The sequence below is a fragment of the Brachybacterium ginsengisoli genome (assembly GCF_002407065.1).
Lineage (GTDB): Bacteria > Actinomycetota > Actinomycetes > Actinomycetales > Dermabacteraceae > Brachybacterium > Brachybacterium ginsengisoli.
The window spans coordinates 2,381,497-2,403,751 of sequence record NZ_CP023564.1 but is presented as its reverse complement, the minus strand read 5'-3'; the positions used below and the strand labels follow the sequence as shown (position 1 = coordinate 2,403,751).

Below are 22,255 nucleotides of genomic sequence, written 5' to 3'. Positions count from 1 at the left end.
GGGGACCGGTCGTCCGTGCCCCGTCGCCGGACCCGACAGCACCCCGGCAGAGGAAGAGGGATCATGAGCAAGCAGGACGTCGCGGACGCGCCCCGAGCACAGGTGCACGAGGACGAGAACGTGACCTCGAAGGGCAACAGCCTCGGCCTGTCGATCGTGCTGTTCGCCGTGCTGTTCTGCCTCTTCGCGGGCGGTCTGTACGTGATGTCGCTGATCTCCATGGACAACCCGTCCGTGCTCACCTTCTGCGGCGGCCTGGCCATGTGCATCGTGGCGCTGCTGGCGACCTTCGACCTGGTGCCGCGCTTCCTGAACAGGTGATCGCCCTCTGAGCGATCCTCGTGCCCGGCACCTGATGGTGCCGGGCACGAGTGCGTCCGGGGTCGGTGACGGTCCGGATCCGCTCAGGCCTGCGGGTGCTCCGCCGCAAGGCGCACGATCGACTCCAGCGCCACCACGATCATGTCCTCGAAGGTCTCCTGGCGCTCCTCGGCGCTGGTCTCCTCGCCGGTGAGCAGATGGTCGGAGACCGTGCACAGGGCGAGCGCCCGGCGGGAGAACTGCGCGGCCAGCGTGTACAGCGCTGCGGCCTCCATCTCCACCCCGAGCACCCCGTAGCCCGCGAGGGTCGAGGTGATCTCGGTGTCCGGGTTGTAGAACTGGTCGGAGGAGAACAGCCCGCCGGCGACCAGGGGCAGCAGACGCTCCTCGGCGACGGCCGCGGCGATCCGCGCCAGTGTGAAGTCCGCTGCGGGGGCGAAGGAGACCTGTCCGAAGCGCGGCACGTTCATGGCGGAGTCCGTCGAGGCCGACAGGCCCAGGATCACGTCGCGCACGCTCACCGCGTCCGAGAGGCCGCCGCAGGTCCCCACGCGCACGATGGCCTGCACGTCGTAGTCCTGGAACAGCTCCTGGGCGTAGATGGCCATGGAGGGCTGGCCCATCCCCGATCCCTGGGCGGAGATGCGCACCCCGGCGTAGGTGCCTGTGTAGCCGAGCATCCCGCGCACGTCGTTGTACTGGAGGGGATCCTCGAGGAAGGTCTCGGCGATCCAGCGGGCGCGGTACGGGTCGCCGGGCATGAGCACGTAGGGGGCGATCTGGTCGGGTGAGGCTCCGAGGTGTGTCGACATGTCGCCAGGGTACGGCGGGCGGGCGCCATGATGCGCGGCGGGCGGGGGAGGAGGGGGACGGCGCCGGCCCCGCAGCGGTGGTCGGCCCGGCGGGGATGGGACACAATGGTGCCCCGTGAACGCTCACGTCCCGCCCTCCGCGCCCATCGGCCGCCCCGCGCTCCCGATGGAGCTGCGTCGTGCCCGGTGGGCCGTCTCGCTGCTCTTCTTCCTCAACGGGGCCTCGTTCTGTGCGATCGTGCCGCGCTATCCCGAGCTCGTGGAGTCGATCGGGCTGAGCAACGCCGTCTTCGGCCTCGCCGTCGGCATCGGGCCCATCGGCGGGCTCCTCTCCGGGCTCTTCGCGGCGCGGCTGATGGGCGGCTACGGATCGGCACGGGTCGCGGTGGCGGCGCAGATCATCGCCTCGACCTCCCATCTGCTGATCTACCTCGCCGGCAGCTGGCTGTGGCTCGCCCTCTCCCTCGCGGTCGCCGCGGCGGCCGATGCGATCACCGACATCTCCATGAACGCGCACGGGATGCGGGTCGAGCGCCGGTACCGCCGTTCGATCATGAACAGCTATCACGGCTGGTGGTCGCTCGGAGCGGTCACCGGCGGCCTCTTCGGCGCGGCGGCCGCTCAGCTGGGGCTGCCGCTGTGGTGCCAGGGCCTGGTCGGGCTGTTCGTCTTCGGAACCCTGGCCGCAGGGTCCTTCCGCTTCATGCTCGCCGGTCACGACTCCACCGAGCGTGCGCCCGCCCCCACCGCGGCGGCATCGGCCTCCTCGGCGGGGGAGGTCCCGGCTGATGCGGCGCCTCACGGGCTGCGGATCGCCGGGATGGGGCTGCGCGCCCTCGCGCTGGTGCTCGCACTCGGCATGGTGCTGGTCTTCGCCGGCTCCACGGAGGACGCCGGCAGCACCTGGGGCGCCCTGTTCATGAACGAGACCTTCGCCGTGGCGCCCTTCGTCGCCGGCATGGCCTTCGTCGCGATGCAGGGGGCCCAGACCATCGGCCGCTTCACCGGGGACGCCGTCGTGGACCGGCTGGGCGACCGTGCCACCGCGCGTCTCGGGGCCTTGATCGGCATGGCCGGGATGAGCCTCGCGCTGCTGGTCCCGTCCCCGGTCACGGCGCTGATCGGATTCGCCGCCGCGGGCTGGGGCGTGGCCACGCTCTTCCCCGCCGCCTTCCGTGCCGCCGACGAGCTGCCCGGCGTACCCCACGGCGTGGGCATCACGGTGGTGGGCTGGTTCGCCCGGCTCGGCTTCTTCGTCACCCCGCCGCTGGTCGGCGCCCTCGCCGACGTCCTGACCCTGCGCTACGCCCTGTGGATGGTCCCGCTGTACGCGCTGGGCATCCTGCTCTTCTCCGGAGTGCTCAGCACCCGCGAACGGCTCCGCACCGCCTGAGTCCGGCGCCACGGGGGCATCCGCTCAGAAGCGGCTGATGTCTCCGGCGCCCTCGCGCGCGATCACCAGGTCACCGGCGGAGAGGTCGACCACCGTCGTCGGCTCCGTGCCCACCTCGCCGGAGTCGATGATCGCCTCGACCTGCTCGCCGAGCAGGTCCTGGACCACCCAGCCCTCCGTCGGCGGCTCCTCCTGCTCGGGCAGCAGCAGCGTGGAGGAGACGATCGGCGCGCCCAGCGCCTCGACCAGGGCGTGCGCCACCCGATGGTCGGGGATCCGCACTCCGACGGTGTTCTTCTTCGGGTGGGCCATCTTCCGGGGCACCTCCTTCGTGGCCGGGAGGATGAAGGTGTACGGGCCCGGGGTCGAGTTCTTCACCAGGCGGAAGGTGGGGTTCGAGACCAGCACGAACTGTCCCAGCTGCGCGAAGTCGGCGCACACCAGGGTGAAGTGGTGGTCCCTGCCGACCTGGCGGATGCGACGGATCCGTTCGAGACCCTCCGCGTTGCCGAGCGCGCAGCCCAGCGCGTAGCAGGAGTCCGTGGGATAGGCGATCAGCCCGCCGTCCTCCAGCACCGCGACCGCCTGCTCGATCAGACGGGGCTGCGGATCCTCCGGGTGGATGTCGAGATACTTCGCGGAGCGACGTGATCTGGCCATGCCCGATGGTACGTCGGAGGGTCCTCGGGCGTCGATGTCGGCCGAGTCGATCACCGCCGCAGCGATCCCGGCCGACGGCTCAGGCGACGACCACGAACTCCCGGCCGATCCACTTGGTGCGGCGCAGACGCAGCACGGCGCTGACGGGCAGCGGGCCGTTGATGTGCGGGTAGCCGCGGCCCTTGCCGTCCACGTCGGCCTCGATGTCCACGGCGATGCCCGCCGCCTCGACCCGGCCCACGTCGATCTCGAGGATCACCAGATCCGCGGGACGGTCCGGGTAGATGCGCTTGGCCACCTTGGAGACCTGTTCGGGCCAGGAGGCGTGGATGAAGCCCTCGTCGGAGAGCTCTCGGCCGCGGGTCGCGCGGGTGTACGAGCCCGCCCGAACCGCCGCCTCCCAGGCGGATAGTTCGGTGATGTGCCAGATCAGGGGCGCGGGCATGACCGGCAGTGTACCGTGACCGGCATGGATGAGACCTCCGCCGGACCGGGCGCGGTGCGCCTGGTCCACGATGACGACCGCGACCGCTACGAGGCACTCGACGGGGACGTGGTCGTCGCCGTCCTCGCCTACGGGGACTCCGACGGGCCGGACGCCGAGGGCGGGGCCCTCGGGCTGATGGTGCGCGACCTCCGCTCGACCGTCGTCGCCCCGGATCGTTCCGGTGCCGGGATCGGCTCGGCGATCGTGCGCTTCGCCCTCGACGACATCCGGGGCCAGGGCATGACGGTGCGCGCCACCTGCTGGTTCGCGCGCGGCTGGATCGAACGGCATCCCGAGTACCAGGACCTGCTGGAGGACGCCCCGCAGGATCAGGAGGGCGACGCCCGATGACCTATCGCATCCTCACCATCTGCACCGGCAACATCTGCCGCTCCCCGATGGCCGAGTTCGCCCTGCGCGACGCGCTCACGACGGCCGGGCTCGGGGACCGGGTCGAGGTGGCCTCCGCCGGTACCTCGGAGTGGGAGATCGGCAACCCGATCGACTCCCGCGCCGGGGCGCTGCTGCGCCGCCACGGCATCGACCCCGAGGAGCACCGCGCCCGGCAGATGGGTGCCCCGGAGCTGCTCGAGGCGGATCTCGTGCTCGCCCTCGACCACGACCATGCCGGCCCCGTGCGTCGCGTGCTCGGCGCCTCCCGGGCGGAGGAGACGCTGCGGATGGTGAGGGACTTCGCCCCGGACCCCGTCCCGGACACCGGGATCCGCGACCCGTGGTACGGGGATGAGGAGGACTTCGAGACGGTCTGGGAGCAGATCCAGGACGCGGTCCCGGGGATCCTGGTGCACGTGCGCACCGCTCTGGAGGACGCACCGTCCGCCGGTCTGCCGCCGAGCGGGAGGGAGCGGCGATGACCGGTCCCGACGCCGCGGCGCCACGGGGCGCCCTGGAGACCGCCGCCGCGCTGCGCACCGGGGAGCTCGAGGTCGAGGAGCTCGCCGAGCAGTCCCTCGATGCCGCACGGACCACGGGAGCCGAGGTGGGGGCCTTCGCCCACCTGCTCGAGGACCTCACCCGCGAGCAGGCCCGCGCCGCCGGGGACCGGCTCCGGGACGCCCGCCGCACCGACCGCCTCCCGGAGCTCGGCGAGGCCCTGCCGCTGCTCGGGGTCCCGCTGCCGATCAAGGACCTCACCCAGGTGGCCGGGGCACCCTTCGAGGCGGGCAGCACCGTGCTCGCCGGGAACATCGCGTCCGTCACCGACGGCGTCGCCCAGCAGATCCTCGACGGCGGCACGCTCACCATCGGCAAGACCAGCACTCCCGAGTTCGGGCTGCCCTGCTACACCGAACCGGCCACGGGTGCCCCTGCCCGCACGCCCTGGGACCTCTCCCGCACCGCCGGCGGCTCCAGCGGCGGCGCCGCGGCAGCCGTTGCCAGCGGCATCGTCCCCATCGCCCACGGCTCCGACGGCGGCGGCTCGGTCCGTATTCCGGCCGCCTGCTGCGGCATCGTCGGCCTCAAGCCCTCCCGCGGCGTGATCTCCCCGGGGCCGTACGGGACCGAGGGGCCGGGCCTGGTCACCGACGGCATCCTGGCCCGCGGCGTCCGGGACGTCGCCGCCGGGCTCGACCTCCTCGCCGGCCCGCGCCCCGGCGACGTCGTGCCGGTTCCCGCTCCCGCCACCCGGTACCTCGAGCAGCTCGACCGGCCCGGTGGGGGGCCGGGGCCTCTGCGGATCGCGGTCCTGCGGGAGCCGCTCGCGGCGGAGACCGAGGTGCACCCGGCGGCCGTGCGCGGCCTCGAGCGAGCGCTCGAGCTGCTGCGCGGGATGGGGCACGAGCTGACGGAGATCCCGGCACCGTTCACTCCCACGGACTGGACCGCGTTCATGCCGCTGTGGACCGTCGGCGCGGCGAGCATCCCGATCCCCGAGGAGCGCGAGGGCGAGCTGCTCGAGCTCACCCGCTGGCTGCGCGAGCGCGGTCGCTCCTACAGCGGGGTCGACCTGCTCCGCGCCGTCTCGGGCGTGCAGAGCCTGTCCCGGCGCACCCTGGAGGCCTTCGGACCGTTCGATGTGGTGATCACGCCCGCGCTCGCCGGCCCGCCGGTACGCCCCGAGGAGCTCCAGCTGGCCGACGGCGCCGCCGACTTCGCCGCGCAGTGCGCCTTCACCCCGTGGACCAGCACCTGGAACATGCTCGGCACCGCCGCGATCGCGCTCCCGCTGCACCGCGAGGCGGTTGACGGGGTGGAGCTGCCTTTCGGCGTGCAGCTCGGTGCGAGCCGCCATGGGGATGACGCCCTGCTGCTCGCCCTGGCCTCCCAGCTCGAGGCCCGCGACCCGTGGCCGCTGGTGCGGACGCCGCGCGCCGCATGAGCACCCTCGATCAGGACGTCGGGCCGAGCACCGTCCGCCTGGACATCTGGCTGTGGAGCGCCCGGCTGACGCCCACCCGCTCGGCCGCCACCGCGGCCTGCCGCGGCGGGCACGTGCGCCGCAACGGCGAGCCGGTCAAGGCGGCGCAGAAGATCGTGGTGGGCGACGAGCTGCGGGTGCGCTCGCGGGGCCGCGAGAAGGTCGTGGTCGTCACGAGGATCCTCACCACGCGAGTGGGGGCGCCGATCGCCCGGGAGGCCTACGAGGACCACAGCCCCGAGCCCGCACCCCAGCTGGCCGCGGCGCCGCCACGGCGCGATAAGGGGATGGGGCGACCCACCAAGCGCGAGCGGCGGCAGTTCGATCGGCTGCGGGGACGGGACACGCAGCCGGAGCGCGACGAGGACGACGAGCACTGAGCGCCGATCGAGCCCGTGCTCGTTCGGTCACCTTCCCCCGGCACAGGAGAAGGGCCCCGCCTCGGCGGGGCCCTTCTCCTGTGCGCGGCGGGTGAGGTGCGCCCGATTGCTCGGCGAGCTGTCAGCGCGCGTGGGCCAGCAGCTCCTGACGATTCGCGGTGAGGCGCTGGAGGAGGTTCTGCTCGGTCGCGACCACCTTCGGGTTCGCGCCGTCGGCCAGCAGCCGCTGACGGATCGAGGCGAGGTCGGCGCTCTCCCGGATGAATCTCTTCATCACGGGCTTCGCGCCGATCTGCCCGGCCCAGCGCTTGCCCTCGCGCCGACCCTTCCAGGTGGCGAGCATGTCCACCTCCTCATGGGTGAGCCAGCCCTGGTTCGCGTAGTCGCCCAGGCGCACCCGGGTCAGTCGGGACTCGTCCCAGATCAGCACGCCGAGCACGACCATCGCCAGCAGCACGAGGAGACCCTGACCGCCGTACATGAGGAGGAGCGGGACGTCGAGCGTGGCCGAGAGGTTCCACGCCGCGTGCATCAGCATCCCGGGGATCAGCGCGGGCAGGAACACCAGGAAGCCCATGATGCTGCCCCACTTGCGCACCACGAAGCCGACGATGATGCCCGTCGTCGCGGTGTAGATCGCGTGGCCGAAGATGCCCAGCACCCCGCGGAAGAAGAAGCTCACCAGGACGCCCGCGGCACCGGCACCTTCGAGACCGCGCGTGTAGTAGATGATGTTCTCGGTGAAGGCGAAGCCTCCGCCCAGCAGCGCGCCGTAGATCAGGCCGTCCATCGGGCCGTTGAAGTAGCGGCGGGCCAGCAGCAGCAGGAGCAGCAGTCCGAGGCCCTTGGTGGTCTCCTCGACCAGGGGCGCGCTGATCACCGGGCCGGCGAACTCCGCCGCCTGCTCGCTGCCGGTGGCCAGGTAGACCAGGAGGCCGTTCAGGGTGTTCAGGACATAGCTGACCCCGGCGGCGATCGCGGCTCCCCAGAACACCGCGATGATGAGCAGGGGCAGCGGCTGGGGATCCCAGCGATCGGCCAGGATCATGATCCCTGCGATGACGAGCAGCGAGAGACCGGCGAGGAAGGCGGTCACCGGCCACCACGCAGGGCTCGAGCTCGCCGTCAGGACGAACTCGAGGAAGAAGTAGCCCAGCACGAGCAGCACGAGCAGGCCGAGCACCACCAGCGCGAGCCACACCAGGATGCTCACCGCCGGCGCCTTGGCGGCGGTCTGCGCGACCTCCTGCACCCGGCGGGTCTGCGTGGACCACGCCGACTGCGGCTGGGCCTGATCGGGGCGCTGGATCTGGGCCGGGGCGAAGCGGGCCGCGGTGAGCCCGGAGGCGGGGCGCACCGAGGTGTCGTACGCGCGAGGGTTGCCGTAGTCGATGTAGCGCGGCTGCGACTGGAACGACGGGGCGCCGGGCGCGGCGGCGGGCGCTCCGGGGCGCGGGCGGCCGTTGGGCATGTACTGGCCGTTCCGGGGCGGTGGGGGCTGAGTCATCAGAGCCTCTGTTTCGGCGACTTCAGGGACGAGGAGGTGCGGGCACGGGGCCGGCCTCGGTTCCCCTGGACGCCGATCCACCGTGCCAGTGCGATGCTACAGGCGGGCGCTCCGCTCCCGGCCGAGCGGGGGATATCGGATCATGGAGCCGTCGGGGCGGGCGGCCGCAGCCAGCTCCGGGACCCGACCTGTTCGACTTTGAGCGGAATAGACTCAACTTGCTTGACGTTGCTCAGATCAGACGTCGTGGCATCCCTGCCCACGAGCACCGAGGACCCAGGAGAGGAGCCCCGTGGAGTTCCAGTTCACCACCCGGTCGCAGGAGGCCGTCACCGCCGCGGCGGAGCGGGCTGTCGAGCTCGGCAACGCACAGATCAGCTCCCTCCATCTGCTGTGGGCGCTGGCCGGCCAGGCCGACGGCATCGGCCGTGCCGCCCTCGAGGCCGTCGGCGCTGACCCCTCCGACGTGGTCCGCCGCAGCGAGCAGGCCGTCGACGCCCTGCCTCGGGTGAGCGGCGGATCCTCGCCCACCTTCGTCGGCACCGGCTATGACGCGCTCGAGGCGGCCCGCCGCGAGGCCGACGCCGCCCACCGCACCTACCTGTCCACCGAGCACCTGATCATCGGCATCGCGCTCGGCAGGGACCCGGCCTCCCGGCTGCTCGCCGCCGTCGGCGCGACCCCGAAGGCCCTTCGCGATGCCGTGATGGAACTGACCACAGGAGATGACCGCATGAACCAGATGGACTCCCAGCACCCCGAGGGCACCTTCCAGAGCCTCGAGAAGTTCGGCGTGGATCTCACCGAGCTCGCCCGCGAGGGCGGGCTGGACCCGGTGATCGGCCGTGACGCCGAGATCCGCCGCGTGGTGCAGGTGCTCTCGCGGCGCACCAAGAACAACCCCGTCCTCATCGGGGAGCCCGGAGTGGGCAAGACCGCGGTGGTCGAGGGGCTGGCCCAGCGCATCGTCGCCGGCGACGTCCCGGACTCCCTGCGCGGCAAGCGGCTGGTCTCCCTCGACCTCTCCTCCATGGTCGCCGGCTCCAAGTACCGCGGCGAGTTCGAGGAGCGGATGAAGGCCGTGCTCGACGAGATCCGCACCAGCAACGGGCAGATCATCACCTTCATCGACGAGCTCCACACGATGGTCGGCGCCGGAGGCTCCGGGGACGGCTCGATGGACGCCGGCAACATGCTCAAGCCCATGCTCGCCCGCGGGGAGCTGCGGATGGTCGGCGCGACCACGCTGGACGAGTACCGCGAGAACATCGAGAAGGACCCCGCGCTCGAGCGCCGCTTCCAGCAGGTGCTGGTGGGGGAGCCGAGCGTCGAGGACACGGTGACGATCCTGCGCGGTCTCAAGGACAAGTACGAGGCGCACCACAAGGTCACCATCACGGACGCCGCCCTGGTCGCGGCCGCCGCGCTCTCCGCCCGCTACATCTCGGGTCGTCAGCTCCCGGACAAGGCCATCGACCTGGTCGACGAGGCGGCCTCCCGCCAGCGCATGGAGCTGGACTCCTCGCCCGAGCAGCTGGACATCCTGCGCCGTCAGGTGGACCGGCTAAAGATGGAGGAACTCGCGCTCGCCGGCAGCGAGGACCCGGGGAGCCTGGCCCAGCTGGAGTCGGTGCGCAGCCAGCTCGCCGACCGCACCGAGCAGATGGACGAGCTCTCCGCCCGCTGGGAGCGGGAGAAGGCGGGACTGAACCTCGTCGGCGATCTCAAGGCCCAGCTGGAGCAGCTGCGCATGCAGGCCGACCGCGCCCAGCGCGAGGGGGACCTCACCGCCGCCTCGAAGATCCTCTACGGCGACATCCCCTCGCTCAAGGAGCAGCTGCGCGATGCCGAGGAGCAGGAGTCCGGCGGGCAGGGCGAGCAGCAGCGGCCGATGGTCGCCGATCACGTGGGCCCCGATGACATCGCCGAGGTCGTCGAGGCCTGGACCGGCATCCCCGCAGGGCGGCTCCTGCAGGGCGAGACGGAGAAGCTCCTGCAGATGGAGGAGATCATCGGGCACCGCCTGATCGGGCAGGAGCGCGCTGTCGCCGAGGTCTCGGACGCCGTGCGCCGGGCCCGGGCGGGGATCTCGGATCCGCACCGTCCCACCGGCTCGTTCCTGTTCCTGGGACCCACGGGCGTGGGCAAGACCGAGCTCGCCAAGGCCCTGGCGGAGTTCCTCTTCGACGACGAGCGGGCGATGATCCGCATCGACATGTCGGAGTACGGGGAGAAGCACACCGTCTCGCGCCTGGTGGGCGCCCCTCCGGGCTATGTGGGCTACGACCAGGGCGGCCAGCTCACCGAGGCCGTCCGGCGCAGGCCGTATTCGGTGGTGCTGCTCGACGAGATCGAGAAGGCGCATCAGGACGTGTTCGACGTGCTGCTGCAGGTTCTCGACGACGGCCGTCTCACCGACGGCCAGGGGCGGACGGTGGACTTCCGCTCCACCATCCTCATCCTCACCTCGAACCTCGGAGCCGTCGCGCTGCAGGACCAGATGCTCGCCGAGAAGGAGAAGCACGACCGGGTCATGCAGGTGGTGCGCGCCTCCTTCAAGCCCGAGTTCCTCAACCGTCTGGACGACATCGTCATGTTCGATGCGCTGGACCGCGAGGAGCTGGCGAGCATCGTGACCCTGCAGGTCCAGGAGGTCGCGGAGCGGCTGCAGGAGCGCCGCATCACGCTCGAGGTCTCCGAGGAGGCCACGAGCTGGCTCGCCGCCGAGGGCTTCGATCCCCTGTACGGTGCACGGCCGCTGAAGCGACTGGTCCAGAAGGAGATCGGGGACGGCCTGGCGCGGCTGATCCTGCGCGGCGTCGTGCAGGACGGCCAGTCTGTCGCAGTCACGACCGCCGCCGACGGGAACGGTCTCGCGCTCGGTGTGGTGGGGGAGCATGCTGCCGAGACTCCGGGCTCCCCGGACGCGGATCGCTCGGCCGCCGAAGGGCGCCCGCCGGCCGGCTCCTGAGGGATCAGGGCCGTTCGTCCCACGGCATCGGGACGTACTGACGGCGCAGGTCGTAGGCGGCCTCGGCATCGGTGATGGTGTCGAGGCCGCCCTGCAGTTCGTCATGGGCGCGCTGGAAGGCGTCACTGGCCCGGTGCAGTCCGTCGCCCGCTCCGGGGGAGATGCCGTCGGCCAGATCCCCGCCGGTGCCCAGCACGTCCGAGACGCTCTGCGCAGCGGTCGGGAACGCCGTGGCAGTGAGGAGGTCCGTCGTGTTGCCGACATGCCGGTGCATGCCGCGCTCCGCGGAACGGGCCGCCTCCGCGACATCTCCCTGGCCGAGCGCCGTGGTGACCTCCTCGCCGGTCTGGAGGGTGTTGGCGATGCCGCGATCGATGCCGGTGACCATCTGCCCGGGCATCGACCCCTCCCCGAGCACGGGCTCGGTGAGCGTGTGGGGGATGCGCGCCACGTCGACGAGAGGGGTGAGCGATCCCAGCCCGTTCTCCTCGAGCACGGTCTCCGCCCCGTCGAAGAGATCGCCGACTGCGTCGTGGCCGTCCAGGATGCCCTGGGCGATGCCCCCGCCGGGAACGGTGCGCAGCGCCAGCCGCCGGATGCTCTGGGCATCGGCGAGATGATCGTCGTCCAGGGGGTACTTCTCGTCCGGTGCGACCGGCGCCGGCGAGGGCCTCAGAGGCGCTCCGAACACGGGCTCGGGCTCCATCGGTCGGGTCAGGATCGGCCAGAGGTCACTGAGATCCGGCGTGGGGATCGGACCTCCGACGAAGGGCATCTCCTCCGCCCGGAGGGGGCCGCCGACCATGGGCCGCCACCGGCCCTCCGGATCGCCGGCGACCTTGGGCAGGGGACTGCCGGTCACGAGCGACGGAGGCATGGCCCGCACCCCCAGCGGATCGGTGGGATCGATGCCGCCCTCCGCCGCGGAGCAGATGTCCTGGGCCGTCGCCTCCTTCCCCAGCAGCTCGGCGAGCCGGCGGACCACCTCCGCGATCTGCTCCGCGCGCTCGAACAGCTCCTCGGTGGTGGAACGGTGCTCCTCGGCGTCGGGCCCGAACCAGGCCACGGCGCGGCGGGCGAGGCGCGCCCGGGCGGAGATCCCCTGCAGCTGCTCGGCGCCCGCGGCGAAGTCCCCGGACAGCTCGGTCATGGTCTCGGTGTCGCATCCCCAGATGGTGTTCATGGCGCGACCGTAGACAGCACACCGACCTCCTCGCCGAGCAGCGACGGGGATTGTGGATGGACCGGCTTTGTGGAGGAACGGTCGCCAGCGTCAGCGAGGCCCGCGACGCCGCACGGCCCCCGGTGCTCTGAGGAGCTCCGGGGGCCGTGCGGGGTGTGACCGGGCGAGGGCCTCGTCCGAGGGGTCAGATCACGATGTTCACGATCTTCGGCGCTCGGATGATCAGCTTGCGGATCGTCTGGCCCTCCAGCAGCTCCTGCACTCGCTCCTCGGCCATCACCGCGGCCTCGAGATCGGCCTCGGAGATCTCCGGGTCGACCTCGATGCGGTGGCGCACCTTTCCCTTGACCTGGATCACGCAGGTGACCTGGTCGGCCTTCAGCAGCTCCGGGTCCGCGACCGGGTAGGCGACGCGGGAGATGCTCCCGGTGTGCCCCAGCCGGGTCCACAGCTCCTCGGCCAGGTGCGGGGCCAGGGGAGCGACCATCAGCACCAGCGGCTCGAGCGCCTCGCGCGGGGTGGAGCCCGTCGAGGTCAGGTGCTTGGTCAGATGGTTGACCAGCTCGATCAGCTTCGCGATCGCCGTGTTGAACTGCATCCGCTCCATGTCGCGGGCGACCCCGTCGATGGCGCGGTGCGTCGCCTGCTTCGTGGCGAGCTCGGCCGGCTCGTCGGAGACGGTCAGCTCGCCGCTCTCCTCGTCGACCGCGAGGCGCCACAGGCGCTGCAGGAAGCGCTGGGAGCCCACGACGGCGCGGGTCTCCCACGGGCGCGACAGGTCCAGCGGACCCATCGACATCTCGTACACGCGCAGGGTGTCGGCGCCGTACTCCTCGTACATGTCGTCCGGGGCCACCGCGTTCTTCAGCGACTTGCCCATCTTCCCGTACTCCTGGGTGACCTGCTCGCCCTGGTAGGTGAAGGTGCCGTCGGCCTCGGCGACGACCTCCTCCGCCGGGACGTGCACGCCGCGGGAGTCGGTGTAGGCGAAGGCCTGGATGTAGCCCTGGTTGAACAGACGGTGGAACGGCTCCTGGCTGGAGACGTCACCGCGATCGAAGAGCACCTTGTGCCAGAACCGCGCATACAGCAGGTGCAGCACGGCGTGCTCGACGCCGCCGACGTACAGGTCGACGCCGCCCACTCCGCCGTCCTCGCGCGTGCCCAGCCAGTACTTCTCGTTCTCGGGCCGCACCAGGACCTCGTCCTCGGTGGGATCGATGTAGCGCAGGTGGTACCAGGAGGAGCCGGCCCACTGCGGCATCGTGTTGGTCTCGCGCAGGTAGGTCTTCGGACCCTCGCCGAGATCCAGCTCGACCTCGACCCAGTCGTTCGCCCGGGAGAGCGGGGTCTGGGGCTCGGTGTCCGCGTCCATCGGGTCGAAGGTGCGCGGGGAGAAGTCGGCGACCTCCGGCAGATCCGCCGGCAGCATCGACTGCGGCAGCGGGATCGGCACCTCGGGCGCGGCCGGGTCGTAGACGATCGGGAAGGGCTCGCCCCAGTAGCGCTGGCGCGAGAACAGCCAGTCGCGCAGTCGGTACGTGGTGCGGGCGCGCCCGAAGCCCTTCCCCTCCGCGTACGCGGTGGCACGGGCCTTGGCCTCGTCCTTGTCCAGGCCGTTCAGATCCAGGTCCGCGCTCGCGGAGTTGATCTTCTCGCCCTCGCCGGTCCAGGCGCCGCCCTCGAAGTCGGCCGGCGGACGCACGGTGCGGATCACCGGCAGGTCGAACCGGTCGGCGAAGGCGAAGTCGCGCTCGTCCTCGGCGGGCACGGCCATGATCGCGCCGGTGCCGTACCCGGTCAGGACGTAGTCCGCCGTGAACACGGGCAGCACCCGGCCGTCCATCGGATTGGTCGCGAACAGGCCGGTGAACACACCGGTCTTCTCGCGGTCGTCCGCCGTGCGCTCGTCCTCGTCCAGCGAGGCCGCACGGGCCTGGTAGGCGGCGACCGCCGCGCGCGGGTCCGCGGCGCCGTCGGTCCAGGCGTCCGCGGTGCCCTCGGGCCAGGCCGCGGGCAGCGACTCGGCGTCGCCCAGCAGCGGGTGCTCGGGGGAGAGCACGCAGAAGGTCGCGCCGAAGAGGGTGTCGGCGCGGGTGGTGAACACGTCGAACTCCGTCGTGCTCCCGCCCTCGGCGCCCGCGACGGCGAAGGTGATCTGGGCACCATGGCTGCGACCGATCCAGTTGCGCTGCATCGCCCGGATCGACTCGGGCCAGTCCACGCGGTCCAGGTCGTCGATCAGCCGGTCCGCATAGGCGGTGATGCGCATGTTCCACTGGCGCAGGCGCCGCGTGAACACCGGGAAGTTCCCGCGCTCGGAGCGGCCGTCGGCCGTGACCTCCTCGTTGGCCAGCACGGTGCCCAGCCCGGGGCACCAGTTCACCGGGGTCTCGGAGATGTAGGTCAGGCGGAAGGCATCGGCGAGGGCGGACAGCTCGGCGTCGGAGGCGCCCGGGACGTCGGCGGCGCTGCGGGACGCCCAGCCCGCGGGCAGCTCGATGCCCTGGCGCTCGGCGAGGGCGAAGGGATCGACGGTTCCGGCGCGCAGCTCCTCGCGCAGCTCGGCGATCGGACGCGCACGGCCCGTGACGTCGTCGGCGTTCGCGGCCTCGGGGTCGTACCAGGAGTCGAAGATCCGCAGGAAGATCCACTGCGTCCACTTCACGAACTCCGGATCGGTGGTCGCCAGCGTGCGACGCGGATCATGCGAGAGCCCCAGGCGATGCAGCTGGCGACGCATGTTCGCGATGTTCGCCTCGGTGGTGGTGCGCGGATGGGTGCCCGTCTGGACGGCGTACTGCTCCGCCGGCAGGCCGAAGGCGTCGTAGCCCATCGTGTACAGCACGTTCCGGCCCAGCATGCGCTGGTGGCGGGCCACCACGTCGGTCGCGATGTAGCCCAGCGGATGGCCCACGTGCAGACCCGCCCCCGAGGGGTACGGGAACATGTCCATGATGTACATCTTCTCGGGCGCGGAGGAGGTCGCGGCGGTGGCCGCCTCGGCGGCGGAGCCGGCCGAGCCGCGGAGCTCGCCGACGGGGTTGTCGGCGTGGAAGGTGCCGTCCTCGTCCCAGCGCTGCTGCCAGCGGCGCTCGATCTCGTCCGCCACCGCGGCGGTGTAACGGTGCGGGGCCTCGCTCATGGGGAATCGTCCTCCGAAGGATCAGTGCGGCAGGTGCCGCCGGGCGTCTCGTGACATGAAAAAACCCTCGCGCAGGCGAGGGGAGCCGCATCGGTGCCTCACAGTCGCACCGCCGTCGCTCTCAGGAGCAGGGGGTGGGCGCGGGCCTTGTCCGACGCGGCTGCATAAGCAGGAGCCGTCGAGTCACCTGTACATGGTACCGCGCCCGCGGGGCCGCTCGACGGCGGTCCCACGGGCGCGGTGGGAGGGTTCTTCGCCGTGCCGCTCCGCGACCCGGATCCTCGACACGGGCCGCCGTCAGCGGGAGGGGAGCTCCAGGTTCGGGTCGCGCTCGCCGAAGCCGTCCGGCAGCGAGAAGGGCACGAACTGCTGCATGGTCGGATCCACGTACTGCTGTGCCTCCTTCACGAGGTTCTCCGGAGTGTCCGAGGCCTGCGTGAGGCTGCCCTGCATGGTCTCCATGGCGTCCCACAGCTTGGTGCCGACGGGCAGCGGCGGGCGGGACATCGTCACGTCCAGGAGCTGCACGAAGAACTCGATCCGCGGGTCCCAGCCCTCGGGGTCGGCGATGGTCTCCAGGTGGGTCGGGATCGCGGTCAGGGGCGGCATGATGATCTTCTGGCCCTCGGGGCCCGCGTAGAAGGTCATCAGATCCCAGGCGGCCTTCGACATGCTCGATCCCTTGGGCATCGAGAGCGCGAAGCCGCCGGACCAGCTGAAGGGATCGTCCCCGTCGGCGGGCACCGGGAGGTGGGTGACGGCGTACTCCATGTCGGGCTTGTACTCCGCGAGGCTGCGGACGGTGCCGGGGTTGGTGATCTGGAGCAGCTGGCGATCGGAGAAGAAGGACGTCTGCGCGGGCGGGGCGTTCGGCGGCTGATAGGTCGCCTTGAAGGCGTCCATCCGCGGGAAGTCGAGCCGCTCGATCCATCCTGCATACATGGTCGCGATGTCGAGCATCTCGGGCGAGTCCAGCAGCATGTGCCCGCTCGCGTCGTCGTAGAAGGGGACGCCCGCCCCCATCGCCCACATGATCAGCTTCGCCTGGTCGTCCCAGGGGATCCAGGTGACCCGCTCGTAGGTCCCGCGCGCGTCCTGGGAGGTGAACTGCTCGTCGATCTCCCAGATCGTGGCGTAGGGGAGCGGGCCGTTGCGGGGGTCGAACAGCGTCGGGTCGATGCCGGCCTCGCGGACCTGCCCCATGTTGACGTACATCGCGCGGGTGTCCGTCGAGGTGGGCAGTCCGTAGTAGCTGCCGTCGTACTGCAGCTCATCGGTGGCGAAACGGATCCAGCCGGCCATGAACTCCTCGGGGCTGACGCCCTCGTGCTCCTCGATGAGGTCGTCGATCGGCTCGAGGAGGCCGAGGGAGGCGAACTGCGGGGCGTTGAACCGGTCCAGCCAGTAGAGGTCCGGGCCCGTCCTGCCCCGGATCGCGGTGATCACGCTCGAGGCATCGCCCTCGCCGTTGGACGGCACCTGCGAGACCTCGACCGTCACCTCGGGGTTCTTCTCGGAGAAGGCCTCGAGGACCTTCGCCTCCTTGTCGGCATCCGCCGCGCCGAGGCCCCAGAGCCGCACGGTGTTCGGATCCCGGTCCTCGCCGACGGCACGGGAGGTGCATCCGACGATCGAGCCGCCGGCGATGGTCACGGTGGCGCCGGCGCCCACGGCGCGCAGCAGGGTTCGACGATCGATCACGAGGGTCCTCCGAGAAGGGGTGCGAGGTCAGGTGCTGGTGCTGGTGCTGGTGCTGGTGGGGATGGGGGAGCAGGGGAGGGGAGCCGCCGGTGTCGACGCAGACACCGCCGGAGCGGGGCGGGAGCCGATGGGCCCCGCCCCGCTCCGGCGGGTCGTGGTGGTGGATCGAGGAGGTCAGGAGTTCTTGCCCGCCTTCTTCTCGCCGATCCCGGTGAAGTTCGGGTCCGGCTGACCGAACCCCTCGGGAAGGGTGATCGGGCAGAACTGCTGCATCGTGGGGTTCACGTACGCCTGCGCCTCCTTGACCAGGTTCTCCGGGGTGTCGGAGCCCTGGTTGATGCTGTCCTGCATGGTGAACATCGAGTCCCACAGCTTGGTGCCCACCGGCAGAGGGGGCCGCGACTTGGCGATCGACATCATCTCGACGAAGAACTTGATGTCGGGGCTCCAGCCCTCGGGATCGTTGAGGGTCTCGATGTTCGTGGGGATGTTCGTGAGCAGCGGCATGAGGATCTTCTGCCCCTCGTACCCGGCATAGAACTTGAAGAACTCCCAGGAGGCCTTGGACATGCTGGCCCCCTTCGGCATCGCCAGCGCGAAGCCGCCCGCCCAGGTGAAGGGGTCATCGCCCTCGTTGGGGACCGGGAGGTAGGTGACCCCGTAGTCCATGTCGGGCTTGTACTGCTTCTGGCCCTTGACGTTCCAGGACCCGGTGATCTGGAACAGCTGGCGGTCCGAGAAGAACGAGGTCTGGGTGGGCGGGGCGTTGGGCGGCTGGTAGGTCGCCTTGAAGGCGTCGAGCCGATGGAAGTCCAGGCGCTCGATCCAGCCCGCATACATCGTCGCGACGTCGAGCATCTCCGGCGAGTCCAGCAGCACGTCGCAGGTCTCGTTCGAGAAGAGCGGCACGTCATGGGCCATGGCCCACATCAGCAGCGAGGCCTGATCATCCCACGGGATCCAGGTGACCTTCTCGTACGTGCCGCGGGCGTCCTGGACGTTGAACTGGTCGTTGATCTCCCAGATCTGGTCGTAGGACATCGGGCCGTTCTTCGGGTCCAGGAGAGCCGGATCGATCCCGGCCTCCTTCGCCAGGCCCTTGTTCACGAACAGGCCTCGGGTGTCGGTGTCCACGGGGAGCCCGTAGTACTGGCCGTCGTAGTAGAGCTCGTCCGTGGCGAACTTGATCCACTGGGACATGAACTCCTCGACGTCCATGTCCTCGTGCTCCTCGATGAGCCCGTTGATCGGCTCGAGCAGCCCGAGGGACGCGAACTGGGCGCCGTTGAAGCGGTCCATGAAGTAGACGTCCGGTCCGGTGCGACCGCGCACGGCGGTGATCGCGCTGGAGGCGTCGCCCTGACCGTTCGAGGGCACCTGGGAGACCTCGATCGTGATGTCGGGGTTCTTCTCGGAGAAGGCCTCGATGATCTTGGCCTCGAAGTCGGCGTTGGTTCCGCCCTGGCCCCACAGCTTGACGACGTTGGGATCCCGCTCGGATCCGACGGGACGGTTCGAGCAGCCGACGATCGAGCCGCCGGCCACGGTCACGCTCGCGCCCGCGCCGAGGGCGCGCAGCAGGGTTCGACGATCGATCACTTGAAGCCTCCGAGGGTGATGCCGCTGATGAAGTAGCGCTGGAACATGAAGAAGAGGAGCACCAGCGGCAGGAGCACCAGGAACGATGCGGCCATGAGCAGGTTGAACTGGATGTCCTGCGAGTTCACGGAGCGGAACACCTGCATACCGATGGAGAGCGTCTGCTTGCTCGTGTCCTGCAGGTAGATCAGCGGGCCCATGAAGTCGTTCCAGGTGCCGACCGCCGAGAAGATCGCGATGACGGTGACCGCCGGGCGGGCGGTCGGGAAGACGATCCGCCAGGCGATGGACCACTCGCTGGCCCCGTCCACGCGTGCGGCGTCGAGCATGTCGCGCGGGGTCTGGAGCATGAACTGGCGCAGGAGGAAGGTGAAGAACCCGCCGGCGAACAGCGCGGGGACGATCAGCGGCACCCAGGTGTTCACGAACCCGAGGCCCGCCCACATGTCGAACATGGGGATCAGGGTCACCGGGAACGGCAGGAACAGGGTGGCCAGCACGATGAAGAACACCTTGTTGCGCCCGGGCCAGTCGATGCAGGAGAAGCCGTAGGCGACGATGAAGTTCGAGACCACGCTGAACACGACCACGCAGACCGTGATGATCAGGCTGTTGCGGAAGAAGGTCCAGAACGGCATCACCGTGACGGCGTCGACGAAGTTGGACCATCGCAGTTCCGTGGGGAAGAGCGTGGGCGGGAACTGCGAGAGCTCCTCCGGCGACTTGAGCGCCGAGATGAACATCCAGTAGAGCGGCAGCGTGAAGAGCGCGAGCACCACCAGGATGATGATGCGCGAGACCCATGCGCCGACGGGGCTCTGCCGGGACCCGTCGGGATTGCGACCGAAGTTCGATCGCGACTTGATCTTCTGGCTTCGACCGAGATCCTGTGCCCCGGTCTCGAGAGTGTTGATGGCCATGTCCGTGATCCCCTGTTCCTCAGCCGGCCGATACGTCGTAGTTCACGAACCGGCGGGAGAGCCAGTAGATGAGCCCTGCCAGCAGCATGCCGAACAGGAACAGGAGCACAGCCAGCGCCGAGGCGAAGCCGAGCTGCCCGTAGGAGAAGGCGTTGCGGTAGAGGTAGAGCATGTAGAACAGCGTCGAGTTGTCCGGACCGCCGTTGGTCATGATGAACGCCTCGGTGAACACCATCATCGCGCCGGAGACGCCCGTGATCAGGTTGAACAGGATCGTGGGGGTCAGCAGCGGGAGGGTGATCGCGGTGAACTGCCGGAACCTGCTCGCACCGTCGATGCGGGCCGCCTCGTACAGGGTGCTCGGGATGTTGCGCAGGCCGGCGAGGTAGATCAGCGCCGCGTTGCCCGCACCGAGCTGTGCCATGACGATCATGACGATCTTCGCGTAGCGCGGCTCGCCCAGCAGGTTCGTGTCCGGCATGCCGAACAGGCCCAGGAACTGGTTGACGATGCCGTACTGCGGGTTGACGAACACGATGAAGATGAAGGACATCGCGAACATCGGGATCAGCGAGGGCAGGTACAGCAGCGTGCGGTAGATGGCGACCTCGCGCACGTTGCGGTTCATCGCCACCGCCAGCAGCAGGGCGATCACGAGCCCGATCGGCACCGCCAGCAGCATGTAGTACACCGTGTTGCCCACGGCGGTGTGCACCATCGGATCCGCGAAGGCGGCGATGTAGTTCTTGAACCCGATGAACGTCGGGGACTGCATGCCGGAGTACTGGGTGAGGCTGATCGCGAAGGAGTAGATCAGCGGGTAGATCACGAAGACCGCGACCCCGATGATCCACGGCGAGATGAACAGCAGCCCCAGCCGGAGGTTGCGCTTGTCCCGTCCCGACATCTTCCGTCGGGGTGGTGCCCCTGGGCTCGCGCCCGCATGGTCCCCGGGTGTGGGGCCGTCGGCGGTACCAGGACCGGACGTGCGAGTCCGCGGTACGTCCGCCGCGATGGCATCTCTCGTGCTCATCGCTCTCCCTTCGAGTTCCGCGGCCCCTGTGTGACTCGGTGGGCCGGGGCGTCGATGCCCCGGCGGCCGCAGCCCGAGTCGGGACCGCGCTGTTCCGTGTGAGGCACATTACTCACACCGATGGACTAACGCAATCATCGACCGTCCGTGGCGTCGTCGGCGTGGCGCGACGAAGCGCCCGCCGCGTCTCCCGGAGGGACGGAGCGGGCGGAGGTGGAGAGGAGGGGGAACGGGAGGTGCTGGTCAGACCTCGAGCACGGCGGAGATCAGCAGCAGCACCAGCACGGTGCCGAGGGTGGTGATCAGGACCGTGTCGCGGGCCAGGTTCTCCGAGGCGCGGTAGCGCGCCGCTGCGACGTAGACGTTCTGCGCGGTGGGCAGGGCCGCCATCACGACGACCTCGTACAGTGCGGTGCCCCGCAGACCCAGCAGCAGGCCCACGCCGAGGGCGATGACCGGCATGAGCAGCAGCTTCGAGGCGGAGGCCGCGGCGATGAGGCCGCGGTAGCCGTCGTCCTTCGCGAGCGGGCGCGAGCCGTAGAGCGACAGGCCGTAGGCGAGCAGCATCGCGGGGATCGCCATGTCCGCGAGGGAGCGGACGGGCTCGAGCAGGATCGGCGGGATCTGCGCCCCGACGAGCACCAGCAGGAGCCCGACGGCGGAGGCGATGATCGTGGGGTTCGCGACGATGCTGCGCAGCACGCCGGCGGCGCCAGACGGCCCCGGATCGTCCTTCTCGGTGACCCGGTGCAGCACGAACAGGTACAGCGGTGTGTACACCGCCTGCTGGAAGAGGACCACCGGCAGGGCGTGGGAGATGTCGCCCAGCACGTACGCGGCGATCGGGAAGCCCATGTTCGCGCCGTTGACGACCGAGCCGCTGATCGCGGTGACCACCAGATCGGGGCCGCGACGGTCGGTGAACAGGGCGACGCCCAGCAGCAGGATCCCGCCGGTGACGAGGCCCGAGATCCCGGCCACCGCCATCGGTAGCGAGAACACCTCGCGCACATCGGACTCCAGCAGCCCGAGGAGCACCAGGGCGGGGGACGCGATGAAGAAGGTGGTTCGGTTCAGCACGTACCGGCCATGGGGTCCGAGGACGCCGCTGCGGCCGGCCACCATGCCCACGCCGATCAGGGCCCAGACGATGAAGAAGCCGGCGAGGACTCCGCTCACAGCGGCACGGACGGCGAGGAGACGATCACTGGAGGAATCCTAGCCCGACGGCGGGAAAGGGGCTTCCGGGGCTCAGCCCTCGGACGGAAGGGGCGAGGAGGGGACGGCGCTCCGCGGGCGCCGTGTCAGCGCATGCCGTGCGAGGAGCGCCCGTCGATCTGATCGGGCATCCCGGGGACGGGCTGCGCGCCGTCGTTCCCGAGGGCGACAATGCGGTTCTCGTGGTCCACGTGGACCACGCGCGGACGGTGGGAGGCGACCTCGGCCGCGTCTAGCTGCCCGTAGGCCATGATGATGACCAGGTCGCCGGGGGCGACCAGATGGGCTGCGGCGCCGTTGATGCCGATCACGCCGGAACCGCGCTCGCCCTCGATCACATAGGTGACCAGGCGGTGGCCGTTGGTGATGTCGACGATCGAGACCTGCTCGTTCTCGACCAGGCCGGCGGCCTCCGTGAGTTCGGGGTCTATCGTGACCGAGCCCACGTAGTGCAGGTCTGCCTGCGTGACAGTGGCTCGGTGGATCTTCGAAGTCATCAGAGTGCGCAACATCGCTTCCATTCTCCCACCGATGCGCGATGCTGG

General features: G+C 70.3%; 19 protein-coding genes. 7 read left to right on the top strand and 12 right to left on the bottom strand.

The annotated features are described in order from the left end of the window. Positions 1–63 precede the first annotated feature (63 nt). Positions 64–321: a hypothetical protein gene (locus tag CFK41_RS10720; RefSeq protein ID WP_096799641.1), complete on the top strand. Its 258-nt coding sequence runs from the start codon at positions 64–66 to the stop codon at positions 319–321. 83 nt (positions 322–404) lie between these two features. Here the strand turns inward: CFK41_RS10720 and deoD are convergent, their stop codons facing one another. Beyond that, a complete protein-coding gene (gene deoD / locus CFK41_RS10715; protein ID WP_096799640.1) occupies positions 405–1,133 on the bottom strand; it encodes a purine-nucleoside phosphorylase in 729 nt (242 codons plus the stop codon). Between the two features lie 115 nt (positions 1,134–1,248). Here deoD and CFK41_RS10710 point away from each other — a divergent pair, with 115 nt between their 5' ends. Next, the gene (locus CFK41_RS10710) at positions 1,249–2,526 is read left to right on the top strand and encodes an MFS transporter (RefSeq protein ID WP_096799639.1); all 1,278 of its coding nucleotides are present in this window, start codon (positions 1,249–1,251) and stop codon (positions 2,524–2,526) included. A 24-nt stretch (positions 2,527–2,550) separates the two neighbouring features. On the opposite strand, the gene CFK41_RS10705 is transcribed toward CFK41_RS10710, so the two are convergent. Together CFK41_RS10705 and CFK41_RS10700 are read right to left on the bottom strand one after the other, a co-directional pair. After that, on the bottom strand, positions 2,551–3,186 hold the full coding sequence (locus CFK41_RS10705) for an L-threonylcarbamoyladenylate synthase (protein ID WP_096799638.1): 636 nt from the start codon (positions 3,184–3,186) through the stop codon (positions 2,551–2,553). Positions 3,187–3,265: 79 nt separating this feature from the next. Further along, a complete protein-coding gene (locus CFK41_RS10700) occupies positions 3,266–3,631 on the bottom strand; it encodes a DUF952 domain-containing protein (RefSeq protein WP_096799637.1) in 366 nt (121 codons plus the stop codon). A 24-nt stretch (positions 3,632–3,655) separates the two neighbouring features. Here CFK41_RS10700 and CFK41_RS10695 point away from each other — a divergent pair, with 24 nt between their 5' ends. Genes CFK41_RS10695 through CFK41_RS10680 form a run of 4 tightly spaced genes read left to right on the top strand, consistent with a single transcriptional unit; the run spans position 3,656 to position 6,433 of the window. Then, positions 3,656–4,024 (top strand): GNAT family N-acetyltransferase, encoded by a 369-nt coding sequence (locus tag CFK41_RS10695; RefSeq protein ID WP_096801045.1) that lies wholly within the window; start codon positions 3,656–3,658, stop codon positions 4,022–4,024. Continuing rightward, positions 4,021–4,548, top strand: a complete 528-nt coding sequence (locus CFK41_RS10690; protein WP_096799636.1) for a low molecular weight protein-tyrosine-phosphatase — start codon at positions 4,021–4,023, stop codon at positions 4,546–4,548. Before CFK41_RS10695 ends, CFK41_RS10690 begins: the two co-directional genes overlap by 4 nt. Beyond that, the gene (locus CFK41_RS10685; RefSeq protein WP_096799635.1) at positions 4,545–6,014 is read left to right on the top strand and encodes an amidase; all 1,470 of its coding nucleotides are present in this window, start codon (positions 4,545–4,547) and stop codon (positions 6,012–6,014) included. The genes CFK41_RS10690 and CFK41_RS10685 overlap by 4 nt, the downstream gene beginning before the upstream one ends. Beyond that, positions 6,011–6,433, top strand: coding sequence for an RNA-binding S4 domain-containing protein (locus CFK41_RS10680; protein ID WP_096801044.1), 423 nt, complete (start codon positions 6,011–6,013; stop codon positions 6,431–6,433). The genes CFK41_RS10685 and CFK41_RS10680 overlap by 4 nt, the downstream gene beginning before the upstream one ends. A 121-nt stretch (positions 6,434–6,554) precedes the next feature. On the opposite strand, the gene CFK41_RS10675 is transcribed toward CFK41_RS10680, so the two are convergent. Then, positions 6,555–7,940 (bottom strand): PrsW family intramembrane metalloprotease, encoded by a 1,386-nt coding sequence (locus tag CFK41_RS10675; RefSeq protein WP_096799634.1) that lies wholly within the window; start codon positions 7,938–7,940, stop codon positions 6,555–6,557. A 292-nt stretch (positions 7,941–8,232) separates the two neighbouring features. On the opposite strand from CFK41_RS10675, the gene CFK41_RS10670 reads away from it, so the two are divergent. Beyond that, the gene (locus tag CFK41_RS10670; protein ID WP_096799633.1) at positions 8,233–10,911 is read left to right on the top strand and encodes an ATP-dependent Clp protease ATP-binding subunit; all 2,679 of its coding nucleotides are present in this window, start codon (positions 8,233–8,235) and stop codon (positions 10,909–10,911) included. Positions 10,912–10,915: 4 nt separating this feature from the next. Here the strand turns inward: CFK41_RS10670 and CFK41_RS10665 are convergent, their stop codons facing one another. The 8 genes from CFK41_RS10665 to panD all read right to left on the bottom strand — a co-directional run bounded on the left by CFK41_RS10665 (position 10,916) and on the right by panD (position 22,222). Then, a complete protein-coding gene (locus CFK41_RS10665; RefSeq protein ID WP_096799632.1) occupies positions 10,916–12,094 on the bottom strand; it encodes a hypothetical protein in 1,179 nt (392 codons plus the stop codon). 184 nt (positions 12,095–12,278) lie between these two features. Further along, a complete protein-coding gene (gene leuS, locus CFK41_RS10660; protein WP_096799631.1) occupies positions 12,279–15,239 on the bottom strand; it encodes a leucine--tRNA ligase in 2,961 nt (986 codons plus the stop codon). 297 nt (positions 15,240–15,536) lie between these two features. Then, on the bottom strand, positions 15,537–16,940 hold the full coding sequence (locus tag CFK41_RS10655; protein WP_096799630.1) for an extracellular solute-binding protein: 1,404 nt from the start codon (positions 16,938–16,940) through the stop codon (positions 15,537–15,539). A 174-nt stretch (positions 16,941–17,114) separates the two neighbouring features. After that, positions 17,115–18,539, bottom strand: a complete 1,425-nt coding sequence (locus CFK41_RS10650; protein ID WP_096799629.1) for an extracellular solute-binding protein — start codon at positions 18,537–18,539, stop codon at positions 17,115–17,117. Then, complete coding sequence (locus CFK41_RS10645) at positions 18,536–19,459, bottom strand: carbohydrate ABC transporter permease (protein WP_096799628.1); 924 nt, start codon at positions 19,457–19,459, stop codon at positions 18,536–18,538. Before CFK41_RS10645 ends, CFK41_RS10650 begins: the two co-directional genes overlap by 4 nt. 19 nt (positions 19,460–19,478) lie before the next feature. Further along, entirely contained in the window at positions 19,479–20,366 is an 888-nt protein-coding gene (locus CFK41_RS10640; RefSeq protein WP_169928810.1) for a carbohydrate ABC transporter permease, read from the bottom strand. 369 nt (positions 20,367–20,735) lie between these two features. Continuing rightward, the gene (locus CFK41_RS10635) at positions 20,736–21,671 is read right to left on the bottom strand and encodes an AEC family transporter (protein ID WP_096799626.1); all 936 of its coding nucleotides are present in this window, start codon (positions 21,669–21,671) and stop codon (positions 20,736–20,738) included. Between the two features lie 125 nt (positions 21,672–21,796). Further along, entirely contained in the window at positions 21,797–22,222 is a 426-nt protein-coding gene (panD, locus tag CFK41_RS10630) for an aspartate 1-decarboxylase (RefSeq protein WP_096799625.1), read from the bottom strand. Positions 22,223–22,255: the final 33 nt, after the last annotated feature.

Excerpts from the sequence above, each read along its gene's own strand:
- CFK41_RS10705 (WP_096799638.1), bottom strand. The coding sequence starts at position 3,186 with ATGGCCAGATCACGTCGCTCCGCGAAGTATCTCGACATCCACCCGGAG.
- CFK41_RS10675 (WP_096799634.1), bottom strand. The coding sequence starts at position 7,940 with ATGACTCAGCCCCCACCGCCCCGGAACGGCCAGTACATGCCCAACGGC.
- CFK41_RS10645 (WP_096799628.1), bottom strand. The coding sequence starts at position 19,459 with ATGGCCATCAACACTCTCGAGACCGGGGCACAGGATCTCGGTCGAAGC.
- CFK41_RS10665 (WP_096799632.1), bottom strand. The coding sequence starts at position 12,094 with ATGAACACCATCTGGGGATGCGACACCGAGACCATGACCGAGCTGTCC.
- CFK41_RS10695 (WP_096801045.1), top strand. The coding sequence starts at position 3,656 with ATGGATGAGACCTCCGCCGGACCGGGCGCGGTGCGCCTGGTCCACGAT.
- CFK41_RS10685 (WP_096799635.1), top strand. The coding sequence starts at position 4,545 with ATGACCGGTCCCGACGCCGCGGCGCCACGGGGCGCCCTGGAGACCGCC.
- CFK41_RS10700 (WP_096799637.1), bottom strand. The coding sequence starts at position 3,631 with ATGCCCGCGCCCCTGATCTGGCACATCACCGAACTATCCGCCTGGGAG.
- leuS (WP_096799631.1), bottom strand. The coding sequence starts at position 15,239 with ATGAGCGAGGCCCCGCACCGTTACACCGCCGCGGTGGCGGACGAGATC.
- CFK41_RS10690 (WP_096799636.1), top strand. The coding sequence starts at position 4,021 with ATGACCTATCGCATCCTCACCATCTGCACCGGCAACATCTGCCGCTCC.
- CFK41_RS10680 (WP_096801044.1), top strand. The coding sequence starts at position 6,011 with ATGAGCACCCTCGATCAGGACGTCGGGCCGAGCACCGTCCGCCTGGAC.
- CFK41_RS10720 (WP_096799641.1), top strand. The coding sequence starts at position 64 with ATGAGCAAGCAGGACGTCGCGGACGCGCCCCGAGCACAGGTGCACGAG.
- panD (WP_096799625.1), bottom strand. The coding sequence starts at position 22,222 with ATGTTGCGCACTCTGATGACTTCGAAGATCCACCGAGCCACTGTCACG.
- deoD (WP_096799640.1), bottom strand. The coding sequence starts at position 1,133 with ATGTCGACACACCTCGGAGCCTCACCCGACCAGATCGCCCCCTACGTG.
- CFK41_RS10640 (WP_169928810.1), bottom strand. The coding sequence starts at position 20,366 with ATGTCGGGACGGGACAAGCGCAACCTCCGGCTGGGGCTGCTGTTCATC.